Genomic DNA, 18,690 nt, shown 5'->3' with positions numbered 1-18,690 from the left:
TCGTCGGCGCATGAGCGCCAAAGCGCCGCGGGACTACGCGTCGGGGGAGCTCCTCGACGGCCGGTTCTTGCTCCTCGAGCGGCTCGGTCGTGGCGGGTTTGGCGACGTCTGGCGGGCCGAGGAGCTCCTGCCGGACGGCGTGCCGCTGCGCACGGTCGCGCTGAAGCTTTTGCAGCGAACGGCGTACGACGCCGCGCACTGGGCCGAAGAGGCGAAGCTCCTCGCCTCGTTTCGGCATCCCTCCCTCGTGACGATCTACGCGGCGGGCGTGCTTCGGGCGCCCGAGGCGATCCCGTTCGTCGCGATGGAGCTGCTCGAGGGCAAGAACCTCGCGGACGTGCTGCGCGATCGAAAGCGCGTGCCCTGGCGGCGCGTGCTCGGCTGGGCCCGCGCGACGGCCGCGGCGCTCGACGTGATCCACGGGCGTGGCGTCGTGCACCTGGATCTGAAGCCGGCGAACCTGTTCGTCTCGAACGACGGCGCGCTCAAGGTGCTCGACTTCGGCATCTCGCGGCGGGCCGGATCGAAGGCGCCCGAGATCACGCCGCCGGCCTTCGGGGGCGGGGACGCCGCGGGGCTCGAGACGGCGGCGTTCGTCGCGGCGCAGGACGAGCGATCGTCGCACCCGACGCGCGCGCAGAGCTCGGGGCGCGCCGTCGTGGGCACGCCGGGGTACATGGCGCCCGAGATCCTCGAGCTCGCCGAGCCCACGCCCGCGGCCGACGCGTACGCCCTCGCCGCGACGATCGTGAAGCTCGCGACGGGGCGCATGCCGTACGAGGACGTCGCCGACGAGCCGATGGAGGTCTCCGATGCGGCTGCGATGAGCGCGTGGTGGTCCGATCTGCGTGACGCGACGCTCCGCGGCCGTCTGCGGGATCTCTCGGCCGATCCGGCCGGTCTGCCGCGCGGGCTCGTGGCGCTGCTCGTGCGCCTCCTGTCCGTGGATCCGCTGCAACGAGGGGTCACCGCGGGCAAACTCGCGGCGCTCTTCGACGAGGCGTGGGAGCGGCCGTTCGGCGTGATGGATCCGCCGTACGCAGGCCTTTTGCCGCTGCCGAAGGAGGCCGAGGGGCAGCTCTTCGGCCGGGACGACGACGTCGCGCGCCTCGGCCGCGAGCTCGCGTTCGAGCCCGTCGTGGTGCTGTACGGGCCGCGCGGAGCTGGGAAATCGTCGCTCGCGTGGGCCGGCCTCGTCCCCCACCTCGCGCGCGCCGCGGTCGACGGCAAGGACGACTGGATCGCCGTGGCCGTTCGTCCCGGCGAGGATCCCGATCACGCGCTCGACGCGGCGCTCGGCGCTGTCGACCCGGCGCTCGTGGGCGCGTCCTCGGCGGAGATCACGCAGCACGCGGCGAGCTCGCCCGTGGGGCTCGTGCTCCTCGTCGATCCGCTCGAAGAGGCCCTCTCCGCGCCGGAAGGCACGAACACGCGGCTCGCTCGGCTCCTCGCGGATCTCGCGGAGGGCGGCGAGCGGCCGGGGCTGCGCGTGCTCTGCGCGCTCGGCGAACAACACGCCGCGGGCCTCGCGGATCCCGCAGCGCCGTTTGCGTCCCTGCGCGCCGCGCTCCGCTTCGTGGGGCCGCCGCCGGCCGCGGCCGTGCACGACATCGTCACGGGGCCGGCGCGGATCGCGGGCGCCCGGAGGATCGGCGCGGATGCGATCGTCGCCGACGTGCAGCGTGAGCTCCGCGGCGCGGATGATCGGCTGCCGCTCGTCGCGCTCGCGCTCGCTGCGTTGTGGGACAAATGTGCCCCGGAGGCAGGCGCGCGCGCGGGCCGCGTGCTCTCCGTGGAGAAATGGCGCGCGCTCGGCGGGCTCGTCGGCGCGCTCGCGATGCACGCCGAACACCTCCTCGTCTCGCTCGACGACGCGCAGCGCGAGGTCGCGATCGAGGCCGTGTTGCGGCTCTCGACGACCGATCACAAGCCCGTCCGCTGGGACGAGGAGGAGCTCGTCTCGGTCCTCGGCGAGGACACGGCGCTCGTGCGGCGCGTGCTCACGCGCCTCGAACGCGAGGGCCTCCTCCGGCGGCGTGACGGCCGTGTCGAGCTCTCGCACCCTTCGATCGCTGTGCTCCCGCGGATCGAGCAGGTCCGCAGCCGCGACGCCGAGCGGCTCGTCTTGCTCGAACGGCTCCGCGAGGCGGCGACCGCCTGGGATCGGGCGGCCGCGCACCCCGATTTTTTGCTGACTGGCTCGCTCTTCGAGGAGGTCCTCCGCAGGCCCGCGTGGACGCGCGCGTCGCTGACCACGCTCGAACGTCAGCTCGTGGCCGAGAGCCATCGCCTCGCGCGGCGGCGAACGATGCGGAAGGGCGCGTCGATCGTGCTCCTCTTCGCCTTGCTCGCGTTCGCTGTCGTGGGAAAGCGCGCGATCGACGAGCGGCAAGCGCGCGCCGAGCGGGCGCGCGTCGAGGCCGAGGAGCGCGCGTACGTCGCCGAGGTCCTCTTCCGATCACGGCGCGTCGACGACCCGTACCATCGCGCGGCCTGGATCGCCGAGGCCATCGAGTTCGGCGCGGAGGATCCGGCCCTCCCGCTCGATCTGCTCCGCGCGGGCACGGGCCTTCCGCGCGCCCAGTTCCTCACGCTCGAACCTTCGACGAACCCCTCGTTCCCCTGGGACGATCGGTGGCTCGTCGCGACGCAGGGATCCACGCGCCTCGTCGTCGTCGATCTCCGGTACGACCCCTTCTACAACGCCGCGCCGACCGACCACCCGGACACGCCCGGCTCCTCGGAGCTGCACCCGCGCACGCTCGTCGTGCGCCCGCATGAAGCGCCGTTCGTCGAGCGTGTCCCGCTCCCCTTCGACACGGCGCTCGCGACGCGATCGGTCACCGGCGAGGTGCGGATCTTCCGCCTTCGTCCCGACGGCGAGGTCATGCTCGCGGCCATCGCGCCGCGTCGTTGCACGGGCGCGCTCGAGGTCGCGGATGCGGCGCCCGTGCTCGCGTGTGCCTCGGAAAACGGCCTCCTCCGCTGGGATCTCCGCCGCTCGGGCGACGTCGACACGCACCCGTTCCAGGGCATCGTGCTCGACGTCTCTCCCGACGGCTCCCTCGTCGCGGCCGCGTCCGGATCGAAGCTCGTGGTCTGGCGGCCGGGCGACGGCAGCCTCACGGAGATCAAACCGACGAGCGCGGCCGTGCTCGCTCGCTTCGGCCCGCGGGAGCCTTTGCTCGCCCTCGCCGAGCATGGCGCCTTCGAGATCCTCGATCCGGCGCGTCCCGACACGCCGCTCTTCCGCGGCCCCAGCGTGGAGGCGCCCTCGTTCCTCCGCTGGGACGAAGGTGGCCTCGATCTCGCCGTGTGCGGCACGGACCCCACCGGCCCCGACAAGGCGATCGTCGGCGGATTCCACTACCTCCGCCCCGGCCGCCGCGCGCCCGGCGACGCGCTGCCCCAAGGCTCCCCGTGCTCACCCGCGCCGCGCCCCAAGCGCCCCGCGCCCATCACCTCGCCCGACGAGGTCCCTGCGTTCGCGCGTGTCCCCATCGGCCCGCGTGATCTCCTCGGCGGCCATCGCCTGGAGAGCGGCCACGTCGTCACGGGCGACCTCGTCCTCCTCTCCGCTGGCGGCGCGATCGCGCCGCTCGTGCGCTTCCGCGGCGGCGACGGCCCTGCGCCCTCGTCGACGAGCTCGGTGCGCGCCGTGGTCCGCGAGAAGAGCGACGTCATCACGTTCCAGATCGACGACGAAGTCCGCTTCTACCGCGTGACCAACGGCAAACGCGAGCTCGGCCGCAAGGGCAACCTCCTCCGCCGTTGCCAGGACGGCCGTGTCGCCGCGTGGGCGCCCGAGGGCGAGGCGTGGCACGTGTTCGACGCCCGCAGCGGCGCCACCATCGGCAAGGTCTCGCGCGAGCCGGGCCTCGTCCTCGCCGTCGACGAGGCTTGCCGCACGCTCTTCACGCAGCGCCTCGACGGCGCGCTCGTGGCGACGCCCCTCGACGGCGCTGCGCCTGCTGCGCCCCGCGTCATCGCCTCGGCGGACGGCTACGTGTACGACGTGCGCCCGAGCGCGGCGCGCGGCGGGATCGGCGCGGGCTTGTGGATCGCGCTGAGCTCCGGCGCGCTCGCGCGGATCGACGAGGCGACGTCTGCGGTTCAGGTCCTCGGGTATGCGAGCCCGCGCGCGACGGCCCTCGGCGACGGCCCTCTGCCAGGCGAGCTCGTGTACGCCGACGATTCGGGCGTTGTCGTCCTTCGCGCGCGTGGCCCCGAGCGCCTGCTCGAAGCTTCGGGCGCGACCGTGTGGGAGGACGTCTCCGTCGCGCCCGACGGCCGCTCCATGCTCCTCCTCTCGGCCGATCGCGTCGTGGCGCTCGACGTCGCGCGCCGCGAGATCGTGGGCAGCATGCCGCTCCGGGGGCGCACGCGGTTCGTGCCCTGGGATGCGGCGGGATCGGTGCTCGTGTGGTCGTTTGATCGTCCGGGGGACGTGGAAGGCGAGGTCATCCCCCGGGGCCGGCCTCTGGCGGACGCGGTCGCGCGGACCCTTTCGAATCTACGCGTCGATCACGGCCGGCTCGGCCTGCAGCAGTGAACGCCTCTTGCTTCAGGACACGCTGATCAGCTCGACCTCGAAGACGAGCGTCGCGTTCGGCGGGATGAGCCCCGGGTACCCGCGCTCCCCGTAGGCCAGGTGCCCCGGGATCGTCAGCTTCCGCATCTCGCCCACCTTCATCCCGGCCACGCCCTGGTCCCAGCCCTTGATCACCTTCCCGGCGCCGAGCTGGAACTTGAAGGGGCTGCCCCGGTCGCGGGAGCTGTCGAACTTCTTCCCGTCCGTGAGTGTGCCCACGTAGTGCACATGGACCGTGTTTCCAGCCTGGGCCACTGCGCCGTTTCCTTCGCGGAGCAGCTCGATTTTGAGTTCAGCGGTCTCCATGTCGATTCTCCTCTCCCGGGGTCGGCCGGTATTCGACCGATCGGCGGGGCGCTCGTCAAGCGAATCGAGCGCGCGTTGCGACGAACGTGGTGTCTTTTTCCGACCTCGCGCGACTCCGGGCGCGCGGCGGGCCCGCGGGCACGGTAGGATCGTCGTATGAGCGAGCAGCAGCACGGGCGTATCGCGCTCGTCACGGGGGGCGCGGTGCGTGTGGGGCGGACGATCGTGGAGGCGCTCGTCGACGACGGATACGACGTCCTCATTCATTATGCGGCGAGCGAGGAGCGCGCGCGCGAGGCGCGGGAGCACTTCCTTTCGCGGGGCGCGCGCGTCGAGCTTTGCCGGGCGGATCTCTCGGATCGAACGGGCGTGAGCAGCCTCGCCGCGCGGGCGCGCCGGTTCGGCGCGGGCAAACTCGACCTCCTCGTGCACAACGCTGCCAATTTCGAGCGGGTCTCTCCCGACGAGCTCGACGCGGGCGCCTGGGATCGGGCGATGGCCTTGAACGCGAAGGCGCCTTATCTGCTCACGCTCGCGCTCGCGGCGGAGCTCCGGGCCGCGCGGGGATCCGTCGTGGCGATCGGCTGCGTCAGCGCCGATCGGCCGTTCAAGCATTACATCCCTTATTCGATCTCGAAGGCCGCGCTCGTCTCGACCATGCAGGGCCTCTCCCTCGCGCTCGCGCCCGATGTGCGCGTGAACGTGGTTTCGCCGGGCACGGTCCTCCCGCCGGACGACGTCGACGACGAGCGACGCGAGCGGCTGCGCAGGAAGATCCCGCTCGGGCGGATCGGCGATCCTGCGGACGTGGCGCGCGCGGTGCTGTTTTTTGCGAAAAACCACTTCGTGACGGGCCAGGTGCTCGCCGTGGACGGTGGACGTTCGATTGTGTGAGGGTTCGTCGGGGCTGGATCATACGCTGTTTTTCCGAATTCCCTCACCCAGCGGTTTTTCCGTTTCATGTTAGGTTTCGCCTTCATGAGAACCGATGTCCGCCTCGCCATATCGATGATGTGTTTGCTGGCCGCGTGCGGGGAGGACCCTCCGGTGACCGAGGTCCCCGAGGTGGCCGAGGATCTCTCGTTTCCCGAGGGATTTCTCTTCGGGACCGCGATCGGCGGGTTCCAGGCCGACATGGGCTGCCCGACGCCCGGCCTCGACGGTTGCGTCGATAACGGATCCGATTGGTATGCGTTTGTCACCTCCCCCGCGACGACGATCTCGCCGATGGCATACCTGTCCGGGCAGGACCCCGCTGTCGTCGGCCCGGGCTTCTGGGAGCTCCACGAGATGGATCTCGATCGAGCGCGGGGGGAACTCCACAATGGGGCATTCCGCTTCAGCATCGAGTGGAGCCGCATCTTTCCCGAGGCGACCGACGGCCTCAGCGGGTACGAAGCATTGCGATCCGTCGCGAACGAGGCGGCGCTCGCACATTACCATACGATGTTGAATGGGCTCCGTGTGCGTGGCATGTCCCCGGTCGTCACCCTGCATCACGGGACGCTCCCTGCGTGGATTCATGACGGCGTCGGGTGCCACCTGGACCTCGCCGCGTGTTCGCCGCGGGGATGGCTCGATCGGGAGCGAACGGTCGCGGAGATCGCGAAGTATGCGGGGTTCGTCGCGCGCGAGTTCGGCGCGGACGTCGATCGCTGGGCCACGCTGGACGAGCCCTTCACCGTCCTCCTCGCGGGCTACCTCGCTCCGAGCGCCGAGCGCAGCCATCCGCCGGCGGTGTCGCAGCCGTCGAGCGCCGCCAAGGAGGTGTTCGTCGCGCTCGTCGAGGCGCACGCGCGCATGTACGACGAAGTGAAGGCGAACGACGCGGACGACGCCGACGGCGACGGGAGCCCTGCCGACGTCGGCCTCGTTTATGCAATGACCCCGGCGTCCCCGGCCGATCCGGCGAGCTCGCTCGACGTGAAGGCGGCCGAGAACATGTTTTACCTGTACAATCTGGCCTACCTCGACGCGGTCGCGAAAGGGGAGCTCGACGCGGATCTCGCGGGCAAGAGCGCGAAGCGCGCCGATCTGGAGGGCCGCATGGATTGGCTCGGCGTCAATTATGGAACACGCGCCACGGTGCGGGGCTCGAGCGGCCCCATGTTGCAGGCGTTCACGCCGCTCGGCACGTTCGATCCGCTCGACGTGCGCGCGGGCGAAGAGGATCCGCGGGGCCTCTACGAGATGCTGGCGCTCGCTTATCGAACGTATGGTTTGCCTCTCTATATCACGGGAAATGGGCTCGCTCACCCTCTCGACGACGAGGACGCGGGCCCGAGCTTCCTCGTCCGACACCTCGCCTGGGCGAGCCGCGCGGTGCAAGAAGGGATCGACCTGCGCGGCTACTTCTTCTGGAGCCTCGTCGACGATTACGAGTGGAATCACGGCATGAGCCGGCGCTTCGGTCTTTATGCGGTCGACGCGGACGATCCGCAGAAGAACCGCACGCCGCGCAAGACGGCCGAGACCTATGGCCTCATCGCCGAGGAGCGCCGGATCCCGCCCGAGCTCCTCGTGGCCTATCCGGCCCCGCGATGAAGGCCGGGCCACCACCCACGCTGTTCACAGCAAACGCGCTTTCCGCAGCGAGGCGCGTTAAGATGAGGCGTGCTCCACGCCTCGCCCCGCACCCCCCCTCACGAAGGCGCCTGCGTTCGGGAGCGAGGCCCGTGAGCCTCGTCGCGCAGAAGCTCCGGGTCGCCGCCGCGGATCCGGCCGAGCCTTGCCTCGACCGCCCCGTCGTCCGGATCCGCGCGCGTTTCGGCAAGACCTGGGCGGCGCCGGGGACCGGGTTCTTCATCGCGGACTGGCTCTCGTCGATCGTCACGGCCCGGCATGTCGTCGCGCTCGCGGACGGCGCGGTGCCCGCGGAGGTCTCGATCCGCGTCCTCGCCGGCGGGCGCTGGGTCGAGCTCGAGGCCGTCGCCGTCGCGTATCCGTCGGGCAGCGTCGCAGCCGACGACGTGGCCATCGTCCGCGTGAACGCGCGGTGCACGAGCGAACTGCGCATGGCCACGCTCGACGCGCCCGTGGCGGGCCAGATCTGGGGGTATCCGCTCGGGAACGAGGCGCCGCGCCCGCCTGCGGTCGTGCCGGCGCGGGCGCGGCCGAGCGAGGGCAAGGTCTTGCTCGATCGCCAGGGCCGCATCGGCATGAGCGGCGGACCCGTCGTCGCGGTCGTCGGCGAGGGCCCGCCCACCGCGGTCGTCGGCATTTACCTCGGGCCTTCCCCGAACGGAGGTGGCCGGGCCCAAACCCTCGCCGCCCCGTCGGTGCTCGCCAGCATGGAAGCCGCGATGGGCTGTGCTTGATTGCTTGCAAAGAGACGCCATGAGGACGAGGACCAAACCTTCAATCGTCGGATTCGGGCTCGCGCTTTTGGGCTTGGTCTTGCTCCGAGACGCGAGCGCCGGACAGGTCACGCCCGTCGTCGTCCCCTCGGATCAGCCTGCGCCGTCCCCGACCCTGGCGCCGATTGCGCCGCCCGTGACGACCCCCGCCGCGACGGCGACGGCGCCTCCGGGCGATGCGGGGGATCCGATTCAGGTCCACGTCGGCCGCGTCGAATCACTCACATCACTCGCCCGCGCCTTGCGGGCTTCCTGCGCGGCACCGGCGGGCGACGATCCCAAGGCCGCGCTCGAAAAGGCCGCGGCGCGCCTCGTGGCCGAGCGAAAAGGAATCGAGGCCGTCGAAGCGCGGCAAAAAAAGCTCGAACAAGATCTCGTCGCGAAGCCCCTCGACGGGCGAACGATCGCGGCTTTGGAGGCGGTGAAACGCGAGCGGAAGGTCATCGAAGAGGCCGCGCGGAAGGACGTCGCGGGCAGGCTCGACGAGCCCGCGCGGAGCCTCGCGGGCCTGCGCACCGACCTTTGCGCCGAGCTTTGCGCCGGGGGGGACACGGCGGCGTCGCCCGTGAACCTTTGCGTCTTTTCGGCGCCCGCCCTCGCGAATGCGGCCGTGATCGCGGATCAACGTAGTGTCGAGGCCGTCGCCCGATATGTGGCACGCAAATTCGATCCGATCCGGGTCGTCCTCGCGGATCGGACCGTGCTTTCCCTCGCCGAGATCGGCGAGGCCGATCCGCTCCTCGCCCGCCAATTCCCCCTCCTGGACGTCCCCGCGGCGGCGACGCGGGTCTTCACCGTGCAGCATACCGGCCTCGAAGTGGCAGCGTTCACGGCCGCCACGCTCGACGTCGGCGTCCGCGCGCTCGCGAGCTTCGTCGGGGATCGGGCCCGGCGCGAGGCGCTCGTGTGGTTCCTCGAGCGATTGCACGAGGACGCTTGTGGCCCTGCGATGACGCCCTCCGGCGCGCCGGGGGATTCGTACCGCGAGATTCGTGGTTTCTGGTTGCCCACGACCTGCGCGCTCTCCACGCGCCGCCTCGATTTCGCGCAATATGGCGGCGGCGAGAGCTTGCTCGGCGCGCTCCGGGGCGCCGTCGCCTCCGACGTGAAGCGCTGGCCCGGCGTCGCGCTCGGCCTCGGCGTCGGCGCCTCGTTGTGGGCAGATGTGAATCTCGGCGGCACCCTCTTCACGTGCGCCGAGGACGCCTCCGCGCCGGTGATTTGCGAGGCCACCGACGCCGATCGTTTCACCTGCGAGACCCGCGTCCAGAGGCGGCTCGCTTGCGGCGCGGAAGTGCGGCTGCGCGGGGCTGCGTCGAAGCTCGTCTCGGACCTCTCGACCGGCGCGAATGCGGCCCTCAGCCTCTCCCATTTCGGCGACGAGCTCGACGGCGCGAACGGGTATCGAGTCCTCCGCGGCGGGCCCCGGCGCCTCTTCAGCCAGCGCCTCGAAGTCGCGGCGTGCGCCGCTTCCCTCCCGCATGTCTTTCAGGAGTACGGCGAGCTCGTCCGCCAAACCCGCCCCGGCCGGGCCGAGGAGACCGAGGCGCTCCTGCTCGCCGCGCTCACCACGTCCCCCGCGTGTTTCACCCTCGTCGGCCGGGGTTTTTCCCGGAACGATTGCCCCGCATTCTCCGACCGCCCCGACGCGACCGGATCCCGCGTATGCCACCAGAAAAAACCGGCCGTCACGGGGGACGTCGATGCCGCGCTCCTTGCGACGCTCGAAGCCACAGCGCCCCTCGAAAAACTCTCGACGATCGTGCGGTGGTCGAATTTCGTGCGGTTTCCCGCGGCCGAGATCGGCACCCGCTGGAGCGCCGTGCTCACGGCGTTCGAGGCCTACCGCGCCGCCGCCGAGGCGCTCCGCGCGCCGCTCGATCCCAAGCTCGTGAGCCCGCCGGCCCTCCAGATCGGCGTCGACGTCGACGGGAAGAAGATCGGCGAGATCGTGCGGGCCCTCGAAGCCTACGCCCGCGACACCTCACGATTGGCCAGCCAAACTCAATCTTTCGCGCTCCAGCGCGCCGCCGTCGTGCTCGCCCGCGCGTCGCTCGATCTCGCCGTCGCCTTCGTCGCGGCCGGCGAGCAGCTCTCCGAGGCCGTCTCGTTCCCGGGCCTCTGCAAGGCCGCGACCTGCTCGCCCGGCGAGATCACGCCGATCTTCGCCGCGGCGCGGGCCGAGCTCTTGCGCCTCGCGGCGAGCCTCGAGACCCTCGAGGCGGCGCTCGCCGAGGACTGGGGCAGGGTCGTCGCGCGGGTCGTCGCGGCCGCGCGCGCCGACCTCGAGCGCATGTGCCGGGACGAGGAATGCAAGAAGCTCTGCGCCGCGGGGAAAGGGCCGTGCCGCCCCCTCGACGCCCTTGCGCGCCACAGCGGCCTCTTCGCGACCCTCGCGTTCGAGTCCGATCCTGCGCGGATCGCCGCGGCCCTCGACGCGGCCGCCATGCCCATCGGCGGCTGGCGACGGAAAAACCTCCCCGGCGTCACCACGATTTCGCTCGGCGCGTTCCCCGGCATGTTCGTCGGTGGCGAGCTGCGCTTCGGCACCTACGGAACCACCACCGAGCGCGGGAGCGTGCCCCACTTCGTCGCGCCGACCCTGACCATGCCGATCGGCCTCGATTTCGCGACCGGGCGCGGCGATTCCAACCTCGGCGCGTTCGTCTCGTTGATCGAACCGGCGGCCTACCTGCAATATGACGTCGCGCAGGACGGCCGTTTGCCCGGGGCGCAGGTCCTCACGTTGCTCGCGCCCGGCGTGTACCTGCGCGCGGGCCTGTTCGACAGCCCCTTCAACCTCGGCGTGTATGGCGTCTTCCGACCCGGGCTCCGCGCGTGGGAGTCCGGGCTCAGCATGCCGGGCGCGCACGCCTTGCAATTCGGCGTCGCGGCGAGCGTGGACGTCACGCTCTTGGATCTGTTCACGGGCGCGGCCGCGCCGTGATCACCAGGAAATCGTCTCGCCGCGGAAATGGAAGAAGCCGCCCGAATCGGCGCGGGAGAGGCGATCGATGAGCGTGACGATGCCGGCGCCCGCTTCCTCGACGGACGTCGGCGCGCCTGGCCCGCCCATATCGGTCTTCACCCAGTCCGGGTGGAGCGAGATCACCGTGAAATCCTCGCCGCGGAGGTCGATGGACATCGACTTGGTCGCCATGTTCAGCGCCGCCTTCGACATGCGATAAGCGTACGCCCCGCCGTCCGTGTTCTCCGCGATGGAGCCCATGCGGCTCGACACGTTCACGACCTTGCGCACCGAGCTCCGCCGGAGGTGCGGGAGCAGCGCCGACGCGACGCGCAGCGACCCCACGGCGTTCGTATCGAAGGTCCGCGTCACGTCCGCGAAATCGAGGTCCGCGAGCGAGAGCCATTTGCCCATGACGCCCGCGTTGTTGAGGAGCACGTCCACCGCCACGTCGCCGATCGCGGCGGCGAAGGCGCGCACGCTCGTATCGTCCGCGACATCGCAGGCGAAGACGCGCAGCCGCCCGCCCGCGTCCTTTCCGAGCGCGGCGAGCTCGCGGGCGGCTTCGGGGTTTCGGACGCCGGCGTCCACGTGGTCGCCCCGCTCCAGATACCTACGGGCGAGCTCGAGGCCGATGCCTCGGTTCGCTCCAGTGATCACGATGCGCATGTTGTGGGGTATAGCACGGCCGCTCGGTCATTTCCCGACCGATTTGCAGCAACGGAAACCGAGATGGTAATTGCCGTGGCTGTTGGGATCCGTCACGCGGGTCCCGTGCCAGTCGGGCGCGCGCCACCGGCAATCGTCCGGGTGGGCCTCGAAGTCCGAGAAGATGAACCAGCTCCCTTTCATCTCGGTCTGTCCCGTGCCCCCGTGGCTCGTCATCTCCTCGGGGCGGAGCGGTAAGTTCATGTGCTCAGCCACGTTTCCATGCTGATCGTACACGCCGAACGGGCTCTTGCACTCCGGGAACGAGCCGGCCGGGAACGTGTTCGTCCCGCAACGCTTCCATCCGCTCGACGTGCACCCTTTCGTCTTGCGGCTCTTCGTCGCGCACTTCGAATGGTCCTTCCCGCGGCCGTACGCCCAGACGATCTCTCGATCTCGGTTGTGCAGATCCTTCGATTCTTTGCGCGCCTTGCCGAACGAATACTCCTGCTCCGGCGCGTGGACGGCCCCGGCACACGCGCCCTCCCATTCGTGGGCGTCGCAGAGCCGCTTGCCGATCGCCGCGCAGAGCTCGGCCGCCTCCTTTGCGGTCGGGCCCGTGACCGGGTGCTCGCACGGGATGCCAGGGAATTCGTACCGATCGATGCAGACCCGCGCGTCCGCCTCCTTTTCGCCCGCGAGCGCGTCGTAGATGGGCGTCATGAACGGCGCGCCGCAGGCCGGTTCGTCCTGCTCGAACCCCCCGGCCGTGTTCCGCGCCTCGCGGCATTCCTTGCGCGTCATCGGGTGTTTCGTGACCTTGGGGTTGCCCTGGCCGAGCACCGGCGAGCGCTCGAAAATGGCGCGCACCGCGGCCATTTGCTCGTCCGTGACGTGGAGCATCGATACCATGCGCCGGAAGAGCGCCTCGCGTTGCTCCTCAATCGTATCCGGATAGAGCTCTTCGTCCGGCAGCGGCGGCAGGGGCGCGAAGACCTTCGGCGCGGGTGGCTCGGGCTCCTTGACGCTCGGCGCAGGCGCGGCGGCCGAAGCGGACGGGGAGGGGAGCGACGAGGCGCCTGGGGCGACGTCGTTCTCGCTGGTCTCGGGGGACGAGCACGCGGCAAGGGCCGAGGCGAGGAGCGCCGGGGCGGCGCGGCGGATCAAAGAAACGAGCAGAGGCGGCATGCGGCACGTCAGACGCGTGGGCGGCGCGGTCGTCTTCCCGGCGCCACGGCGGGGCAAGCTATACCCCGAGCCGCGCCGCTCGTCACGGGACGTCGAGGTCGAGGAGGAGCATCGCCACGAGCGAGGGCCCGCGGCCCTTCACGTTCGTCACCGAGACCTTGTACGTGTGCCCTTTCGTGGGTTTGAGCGCGACGACGGGCGAGGCGTCCTCGGCCTCGTCGCGGCCGGCGATCTCGTTCGTCGTCACGTCGAGGACCTCCAGATCGATGTCATCGGTCCGACCATCGGCGCCGGCGAGGACCACGCTGAGCGGCGCTTCGAGCTCGAGCCCGCCCGTCTGGATGCCCTCCTCCTCGGCGAGGATCGTCCCGAAGAACGACCACTCGCCGTCGGCGTGGAACGCGAGGCCCTGCGAGCCCTCCATCTTCCGCGCGACGAGGTGCGAGGCCCGCGCCGCATTCGAGAGGGTCTGGCCGAATGAGTCGACGAAACGACGCACCGAGATCGATTGGCCTCCCTCCCGCATGACGGCGACGACGCCAAACCCGCCGCCTTCGCCTTTTCTCGCGTTCGCCAGGCGAATGCGGTATTTGCCGTCCACGGGCGGTGTGAGCTCGACGACGGGCGACGCGTCGTCCATCGTATCGGCCGCGATCACCTTGCCCTCGGGGCTCTCCACGGCGAGGTCGAGATCCTCGACGCCGTCCGAGCCTCCGCCGAGGATCACGTAACGCACCCCGCCCCGGAGCGGGCGCGTGACCGACACCTCGCGGCCATTTTCGAGGAAGGCGCCGAGCACGCAGGAGGCGTCCTCGTCGAAGCCGAAGCGTGATTGCCGTTCGAATCGTTGCGCGGCGCCCGTCACGAGCCCGACGGCCTGCGTCATGAATCGGCCGGGCCGCCAGGCGGACCTTTCGTCGTCGTGCGCGTCGCTCGGTCCCGTCGGATCGCCCTGCGCCGCGGGGGATGGCGCGGGTTGCGTGGCCCCCGCGCGAGGCGGCAGGCTCCCTCCGCCGCCGCCACACCCGGCGATGCAGGCGAGGAGGATCGGAAGGGCGGCCCGGTTCATGTGCCCCCTGCACAGCAACGGAAACCCGTGTTGTCCTCGGCGACGTGGATGGGCCGAGAGCTCCTCGCGTCGCAGCCCATGTATTTCGCCGAGCTCGAAAACGATCCGCCGCGCCGCCGGCACTCGGGGACGCCCCCATCGCCCTGCATACACGCGTCTTCCCATTCCCACACGTTGCCGCTCATGTCGACGATCCCCTCCGAACCGCCGCCGCAGCCCGGGAGCACGAACGCGACGAGGGGCGCCCCGTACTTCGCATCGGCGCCATTGCACGCATTCGGATCGTAGGTCGAGCCGTAAGGAAAGGGCGTCTCGCCGCCGTGCGTGCAGGCGCTGTACCACTGGCTCTGCGCGGGATCGTCGTGCCCGAAATAAGGTGTGGGCCCGCCGGTCATGCGCCCGCAGAGGTGCTTGCCGAAGGCCGCGCAGAAAGCGACCGCGTCGCAGAAGTCGACGTTCACCACGGGATAATCGTTCTTCGGCGGCGCCCCCGACGAGGGCACGAACGTCATATTCTCGGCGCAATCGGGGCGCTGCCCGCTCGTGTCCGGAGACATCTCCAGCCACGCGGCATACTGCGCGTTCGTCACCTCGATCGTGTCGATGCAATACGCCCGGCCGTCCCATCCGCCGAGCGCGATCATGGGCGGCGTCCCGGGGGCGTCCGGGCACGTCAAGGCGCCCGCGTCGTCGACGAACGTGCCCGTCGCCCCGCCGCTCGCCTGCGTTCCGCCCTCGCAGCCAAGGGCCGCGGCGACGAGCCCGAGCGCCGCGGCGGCGCGGATCAATCGGCGCAGCATCGGAAGCCCGTGTTCGCCTCTGCGGCGTCCCGCGGCCGCGAACTCGCGACATCACAATCGACGTTGTCCGCCGAGCTCGAGAACGATCCGCCGCGGCGACGGCAGACATCCACGCCGCCGTCCGCGGGGACACACGAGTCCTCCCATTCCCATACGTTGCCGCTCATGTCGACGAGCCCGTCGAACCCGCCGCCGCAGCTCGCGAGCGTGCCCACGGGCAGGACCGCGCCATAGGCCGCGTCCTTCACGTTGCAGGCATTCGCGTCGTACGCCGGACCATAAGGAAACGCTTGCGTGTCGCCGTGGCTGCACGCGCTGAACCACTGGTTGCGCGAGGCGTCGTCGTGCGCGTAATAAGGCGCGGGGCCGCCGCCGATGCGGCCGCAGAGCCGCTTGCCCACGCCCTTGCAATACGCGAAGGCGTCACACCAGTCGACGGACCCGACCGGATAATCGTTCTTCGGCGGGGCGCCGGTGGAGGGCGTGAACGAGAGGTTCGACGCGCACGTCGCGCTCTGGTTCGCGACGCTCGGGCTACTCTCGAGCCAGGTCGCATATTGTGCGTTCGTCACCTCGGTGGCGTCGATGCAATAAGCCTTCCCGTCCCACCCCGGCACGGCGACCATGGCCGCCGTGTTCGTGATGGAGGGGCATGCCTTCGCGCCCGCGTCGTCGATGAACATCCCGCTGCTGCTGGAGCTCGTGGCGCCGCCCATGCCCCCCGCGCCGCCGGCCGCGCCCATGCCGCCGCTGCCCCCGCCCGTGCCCGCGCCACCCGCGCCCGAGCCTGAGGAGGACGAGCTCGCGCCGCCGTTGCCTCCGTTGCCGCCGCTGCCACCCGTGCCGCCTGTGCCGGTCGTGGAGGACGACGTGGTGGGTTGTCCGATGACATCGGGGGGCTCGCTCGCGCCGCACCCCGCGGCGGTCTGGCTCGCCACGACGGCGAAGGGCAGGGTGGCGAAGCCCAGGATCAGGGCACGACGTAAAAGGTCTCGGCGCATCGTTCCCTCGCGCTGCAAAAGCATAGGGGCAAGCCCGATGGATACCCCATCAGGGACGCGGCGAGAAGGGCTTGCCCGGGAGGAAGTGAGGAGGAAGGCCCGCGCGGGCCTTCCTCGGGGAGGGGAGGGACGTCAGGGGATGACGCTGAGGATGGGCAGCTCGGTGACCTCGAAGGTGAGACCGGCGTTCGAGCCGGCGCCATTGAGGTCACAATAGGTCCAGCTCGACCCGGCGTTGTGGCTGAAGCGATAGACGTAATGGTACGTGCCGGCCGTCGCAGGCGCCGTGAACGAGGCCTGGTACTCGTCGTTGTTGTCCACCTGGATGTTGAACGTCGCCGGGACGAACGTATACCCGCTCTGCGTCGTCGGGTTCACGTTCGCCGGTCCATACCCGAGCTCGGCCACGATGGTGGCGTTCGCGCCGGCTGCCTCCGTGAGGCCGGCGTCGAAGACACGACCGTAAATGGTCTCGGTCATCTGGCCGGCGTGCGGGGCGGTGCTCGCCGGGTACTGGACGACGCAATAATCGATTTCCGTCGGATCGGCCGACTCGTTCACCGTCCCCACGATGGGGCAACCACAAACGAGCACGGCCGTCGCGGCGTTGCGAGGCGCGGGCGCGGCCGTCGTGAAGTCGGTCGAGTTGTCACCCGTGTCCGTGCAGCCAGCGCCATTGCGTTGCGCTGCGAGCGTATTCGACAGAACCTGAGCTACGGCGGTCTCCGAGCAGTTCGCGGTCGGACCGAACCCGATGAAGTCCACGACGGCCCCGCCGAGCGGGCAGTTCCCCGAAAGCGCAGTCGTGTTGCTCACGAGCGCCAGCTTCCCGGTCGTGCCGGACAGGTTGATGTTGGTGCCCGTCTGATCCGGGGAGGGAAGGGGCGCGCCGGTCGCTCCGCCGGCGAGCTGCACCAGGAAATACCCGCCTGCCGCGATCGTCCCATTGAGCGCCAGCAACTGGTTGCTCCACGAGCTTCCCGTCGCGTTTGCGTATTGCAAGCTCCACCCCGTGATGTTCACGGGCGTCGCTCCGCGGTTGTGCAGCTCGACGAAATCGTGGGTATACTGAGCGCCCGAGTTTCCACCGCCGCCGTACACCTGGCTAATCACAACCGAGCCCACACACGAATTCACCGGCTCCGCCGTCAAGAACCCGTCCGGCGTCGTGTACGCAGCAGCGAGCGGCGTGCCCGCTGCATTCTGCGCGCCCGTCGTCACGCGGATCTTGTACGCCGAGAAGTACGAAAGGGCCGGCGCCGGCACGAGCGTCGCGACGGTGTTGCCCATGCTCATCGTCGGCGCGGCCGCCGCGAATCCGAGGCACGTGGCGAAATCGTCCGTCGAGATCTGGATCGACCCCGTGCAGGCCCCGGTCACCGTCGTCGCCGTCAGCGTGGCCGGGTTCATCGCGGTGCTGAACATGACGGCGATCGTCGAGCCCACCGGCACGTCGAGCGCCCCGTCCGCCGGCGTCGTCGCCGTGACCGTCGGCGCCACCGGCGCGACGCACACCCCCGCGGCGTCGCATTGCGTGCCGCCATTCTGGTTGCACGCCGTACCCACGGGTACGGGCGGGTTCGACGGTATGCCGTTGTTGCAGACGTCGAGTGTGCACTGGTTCCCATCGTCCGGCAGGTCGGCGTTGTCCTGCGCCGTTGTCGTCCCGCCCATGCCGTCGCACACGGACGCATTGCAATCGCCGGGCATCTGCGTCGCGAGCGGCGTGCCGGGAGGCGCGAACGTCATGCCGCAGACGCCGGCATTGCAAACCGGCGCGCCGCACTCGGTGATCTGGCCGGGGCAATCCGCGGCCGTCGTACAGCCGACGCACTGGCCCATGCCATTGCACTGGTTGCCATTGCCGCAGTCCGTGCCCGCCGGCAGATTCGTGTGGGAGACGCCGGCCGCCGGGTCACACGCGTCGGCCGTGCAAGCGTTGTTGTCGTCGATGGGGACGGGCGTGTTGGAGACGCCGGTCGCCGGATCACATGCGTCAGCCGTGCAGGCGTTGTTGTCGTCGATGGGGACGGGCGTGTTGGAGACGCCGGTCGCCGGGTCGCACGCGTCGGCCGTGCAAGGGTCGTTGTCGTTGATGTTGATCGGGCTCTGCACCGGCCCATTCGTCGGATCACACGCCGCCACGGTGCATGCGTCGTTGTCCTCGGCCGGCAGGTCCGTGGCGTCGTCCACGGGGACGATGTTTCCATTGCCGTCGCAGACATCCCGCTTGCAATCGCCGTCCGTCGGATCCCCCGCGGCCGTGCCCTGCGAGGCGTTGTTGACGCCGCAAACGCCGGCCGTGCAGGTGCGGGTCTGGCAGACCGAGTCCTGGCCCTGGCAATCGGCCGCCGTCACACATCCGACACACGCGCCCATTCCGTCGCAGAACAGGTTCATGCCGGCGCCGCACGCCGCGCCCGCCATCACGTTCATGTAGGTCGGCGCGCCATTCGCGCAGGAATCGCTCGTGCACTCGTTGTTGTCGTCGGGCAGGTCGGCGTCGTCGTTGACGCTGACCACATTCCCGGCGCCGTCACATTGATCGACCTTGCAATTGCCGTCTTGCTGGGTCGCGACCTCCGTGCCGGTGTTCACGAACGCCGTGCCGCACGTCCCCGCGTCGCAGGTGGCGATCAAGCATTCGTTCCCCGTGGGAGGGCAATTCGCAGGAACGGTACACTCCGGGGTGCCGCCGCCGGCGCCGCCCATGCCGCCGGCGCCGCCCATGCCGCCGCCGCCCATGCCGCCCATGCCGCCGGC

General features: G+C 70.4%; 12 protein-coding genes. 5 read left to right on the top strand and 7 right to left on the bottom strand.

Annotation, left to right across the window (positions count from 1 at the left end; translation table 11 throughout):
• Positions 1-10 precede the first annotated feature (10 nt).
• The gene (locus E8A74_RS05220) at positions 11-4,552 is read left to right on the top strand and encodes an nSTAND1 domain-containing NTPase (RefSeq protein WP_136927809.1); all 4,542 of its coding nucleotides are present in this window, start codon (positions 11-13) and stop codon (positions 4,550-4,552) included.
• A gap of 12 nt (positions 4,553-4,564) precedes the next feature.
• On the opposite strand, the gene E8A74_RS05215 is transcribed toward E8A74_RS05220, so the two are convergent.
• Entirely contained in the window at positions 4,565-4,897 is a 333-nt protein-coding gene (locus tag E8A74_RS05215; RefSeq protein ID WP_136927808.1) for an FKBP-type peptidyl-prolyl cis-trans isomerase, read from the bottom strand.
• Between the two features lie 156 nt (positions 4,898-5,053).
• On the opposite strand from E8A74_RS05215, the gene E8A74_RS05210 reads away from it, so the two are divergent.
• The 4 genes from E8A74_RS05210 to E8A74_RS05195 all read left to right on the top strand — a co-directional run bounded on the left by E8A74_RS05210 (position 5,054) and on the right by E8A74_RS05195 (position 11,200).
• Complete coding sequence (locus E8A74_RS05210; protein WP_136927807.1) at positions 5,054-5,791, top strand: SDR family oxidoreductase; 738 nt, start codon at positions 5,054-5,056, stop codon at positions 5,789-5,791.
• Between the two features lie 84 nt (positions 5,792-5,875).
• Positions 5,876-7,441 (top strand): glycoside hydrolase family 1 protein, encoded by a 1,566-nt coding sequence (locus tag E8A74_RS05205; RefSeq protein WP_170228872.1) that lies wholly within the window; start codon positions 5,876-5,878, stop codon positions 7,439-7,441.
• A gap of 131 nt (positions 7,442-7,572) precedes the next feature.
• On the top strand, positions 7,573-8,214 hold the full coding sequence (locus tag E8A74_RS05200) for a S1 family peptidase (protein WP_170228871.1): 642 nt from the start codon (positions 7,573-7,575) through the stop codon (positions 8,212-8,214).
• A gap of 19 nt (positions 8,215-8,233) precedes the next feature.
• The gene (locus tag E8A74_RS05195) at positions 8,234-11,200 is read left to right on the top strand and encodes a hypothetical protein (RefSeq protein WP_136927804.1); all 2,967 of its coding nucleotides are present in this window, start codon (positions 8,234-8,236) and stop codon (positions 11,198-11,200) included.
• Here E8A74_RS05195 and E8A74_RS05190 read toward each other — a convergent pair whose 3' ends face one another.
• The 6 genes from E8A74_RS05190 to E8A74_RS53780 all read right to left on the bottom strand — a co-directional run.
• Positions 11,201-11,890 (bottom strand): SDR family oxidoreductase, encoded by a 690-nt coding sequence (locus tag E8A74_RS05190; protein ID WP_136927803.1) that lies wholly within the window; start codon positions 11,888-11,890, stop codon positions 11,201-11,203. It lies immediately after the preceding gene.
• A 27-nt stretch (positions 11,891-11,917) separates the two neighbouring features.
• A complete protein-coding gene (locus E8A74_RS05185; RefSeq protein WP_136927802.1) occupies positions 11,918-13,057 on the bottom strand; it encodes an SUMF1/EgtB/PvdO family nonheme iron enzyme in 1,140 nt (379 codons plus the stop codon).
• An 82-nt stretch (positions 13,058-13,139) separates the two neighbouring features.
• The gene (locus E8A74_RS05180) at positions 13,140-14,126 is read right to left on the bottom strand and encodes a hypothetical protein (RefSeq protein ID WP_136927801.1); all 987 of its coding nucleotides are present in this window, start codon (positions 14,124-14,126) and stop codon (positions 13,140-13,142) included.
• Positions 14,123-14,926, bottom strand: coding sequence for a formylglycine-generating enzyme family protein (locus E8A74_RS05175; protein ID WP_136927800.1), 804 nt, complete (start codon positions 14,924-14,926; stop codon positions 14,123-14,125). The genes E8A74_RS05180 and E8A74_RS05175 overlap by 4 nt, the downstream gene beginning before the upstream one ends.
• On the bottom strand, positions 14,911-15,927 hold the full coding sequence (locus tag E8A74_RS05170) for a formylglycine-generating enzyme family protein (protein ID WP_170228870.1): 1,017 nt from the start codon (positions 15,925-15,927) through the stop codon (positions 14,911-14,913). The genes E8A74_RS05175 and E8A74_RS05170 overlap by 16 nt, the downstream gene beginning before the upstream one ends.
• 132 nt (positions 15,928-16,059) lie before the next feature.
• A partial coding sequence (locus E8A74_RS53780) for a lamin tail domain-containing protein (RefSeq protein WP_211365293.1) occupies positions 16,060-18,690 on the bottom strand: 2,631 nt, incomplete at its 5' end.

Origin of the sequence: Polyangium fumosum, from assembly GCF_005144585.1 — a bacterium.
Classification (GTDB): Bacteria; Myxococcota_A; Polyangia; order Polyangiales; family Polyangiaceae; genus Polyangium; species Polyangium fumosum.
The sequence above is the reverse complement of the archived record's forward strand: the minus strand, read 5'-3'. Positions and strand labels throughout refer to the sequence as shown.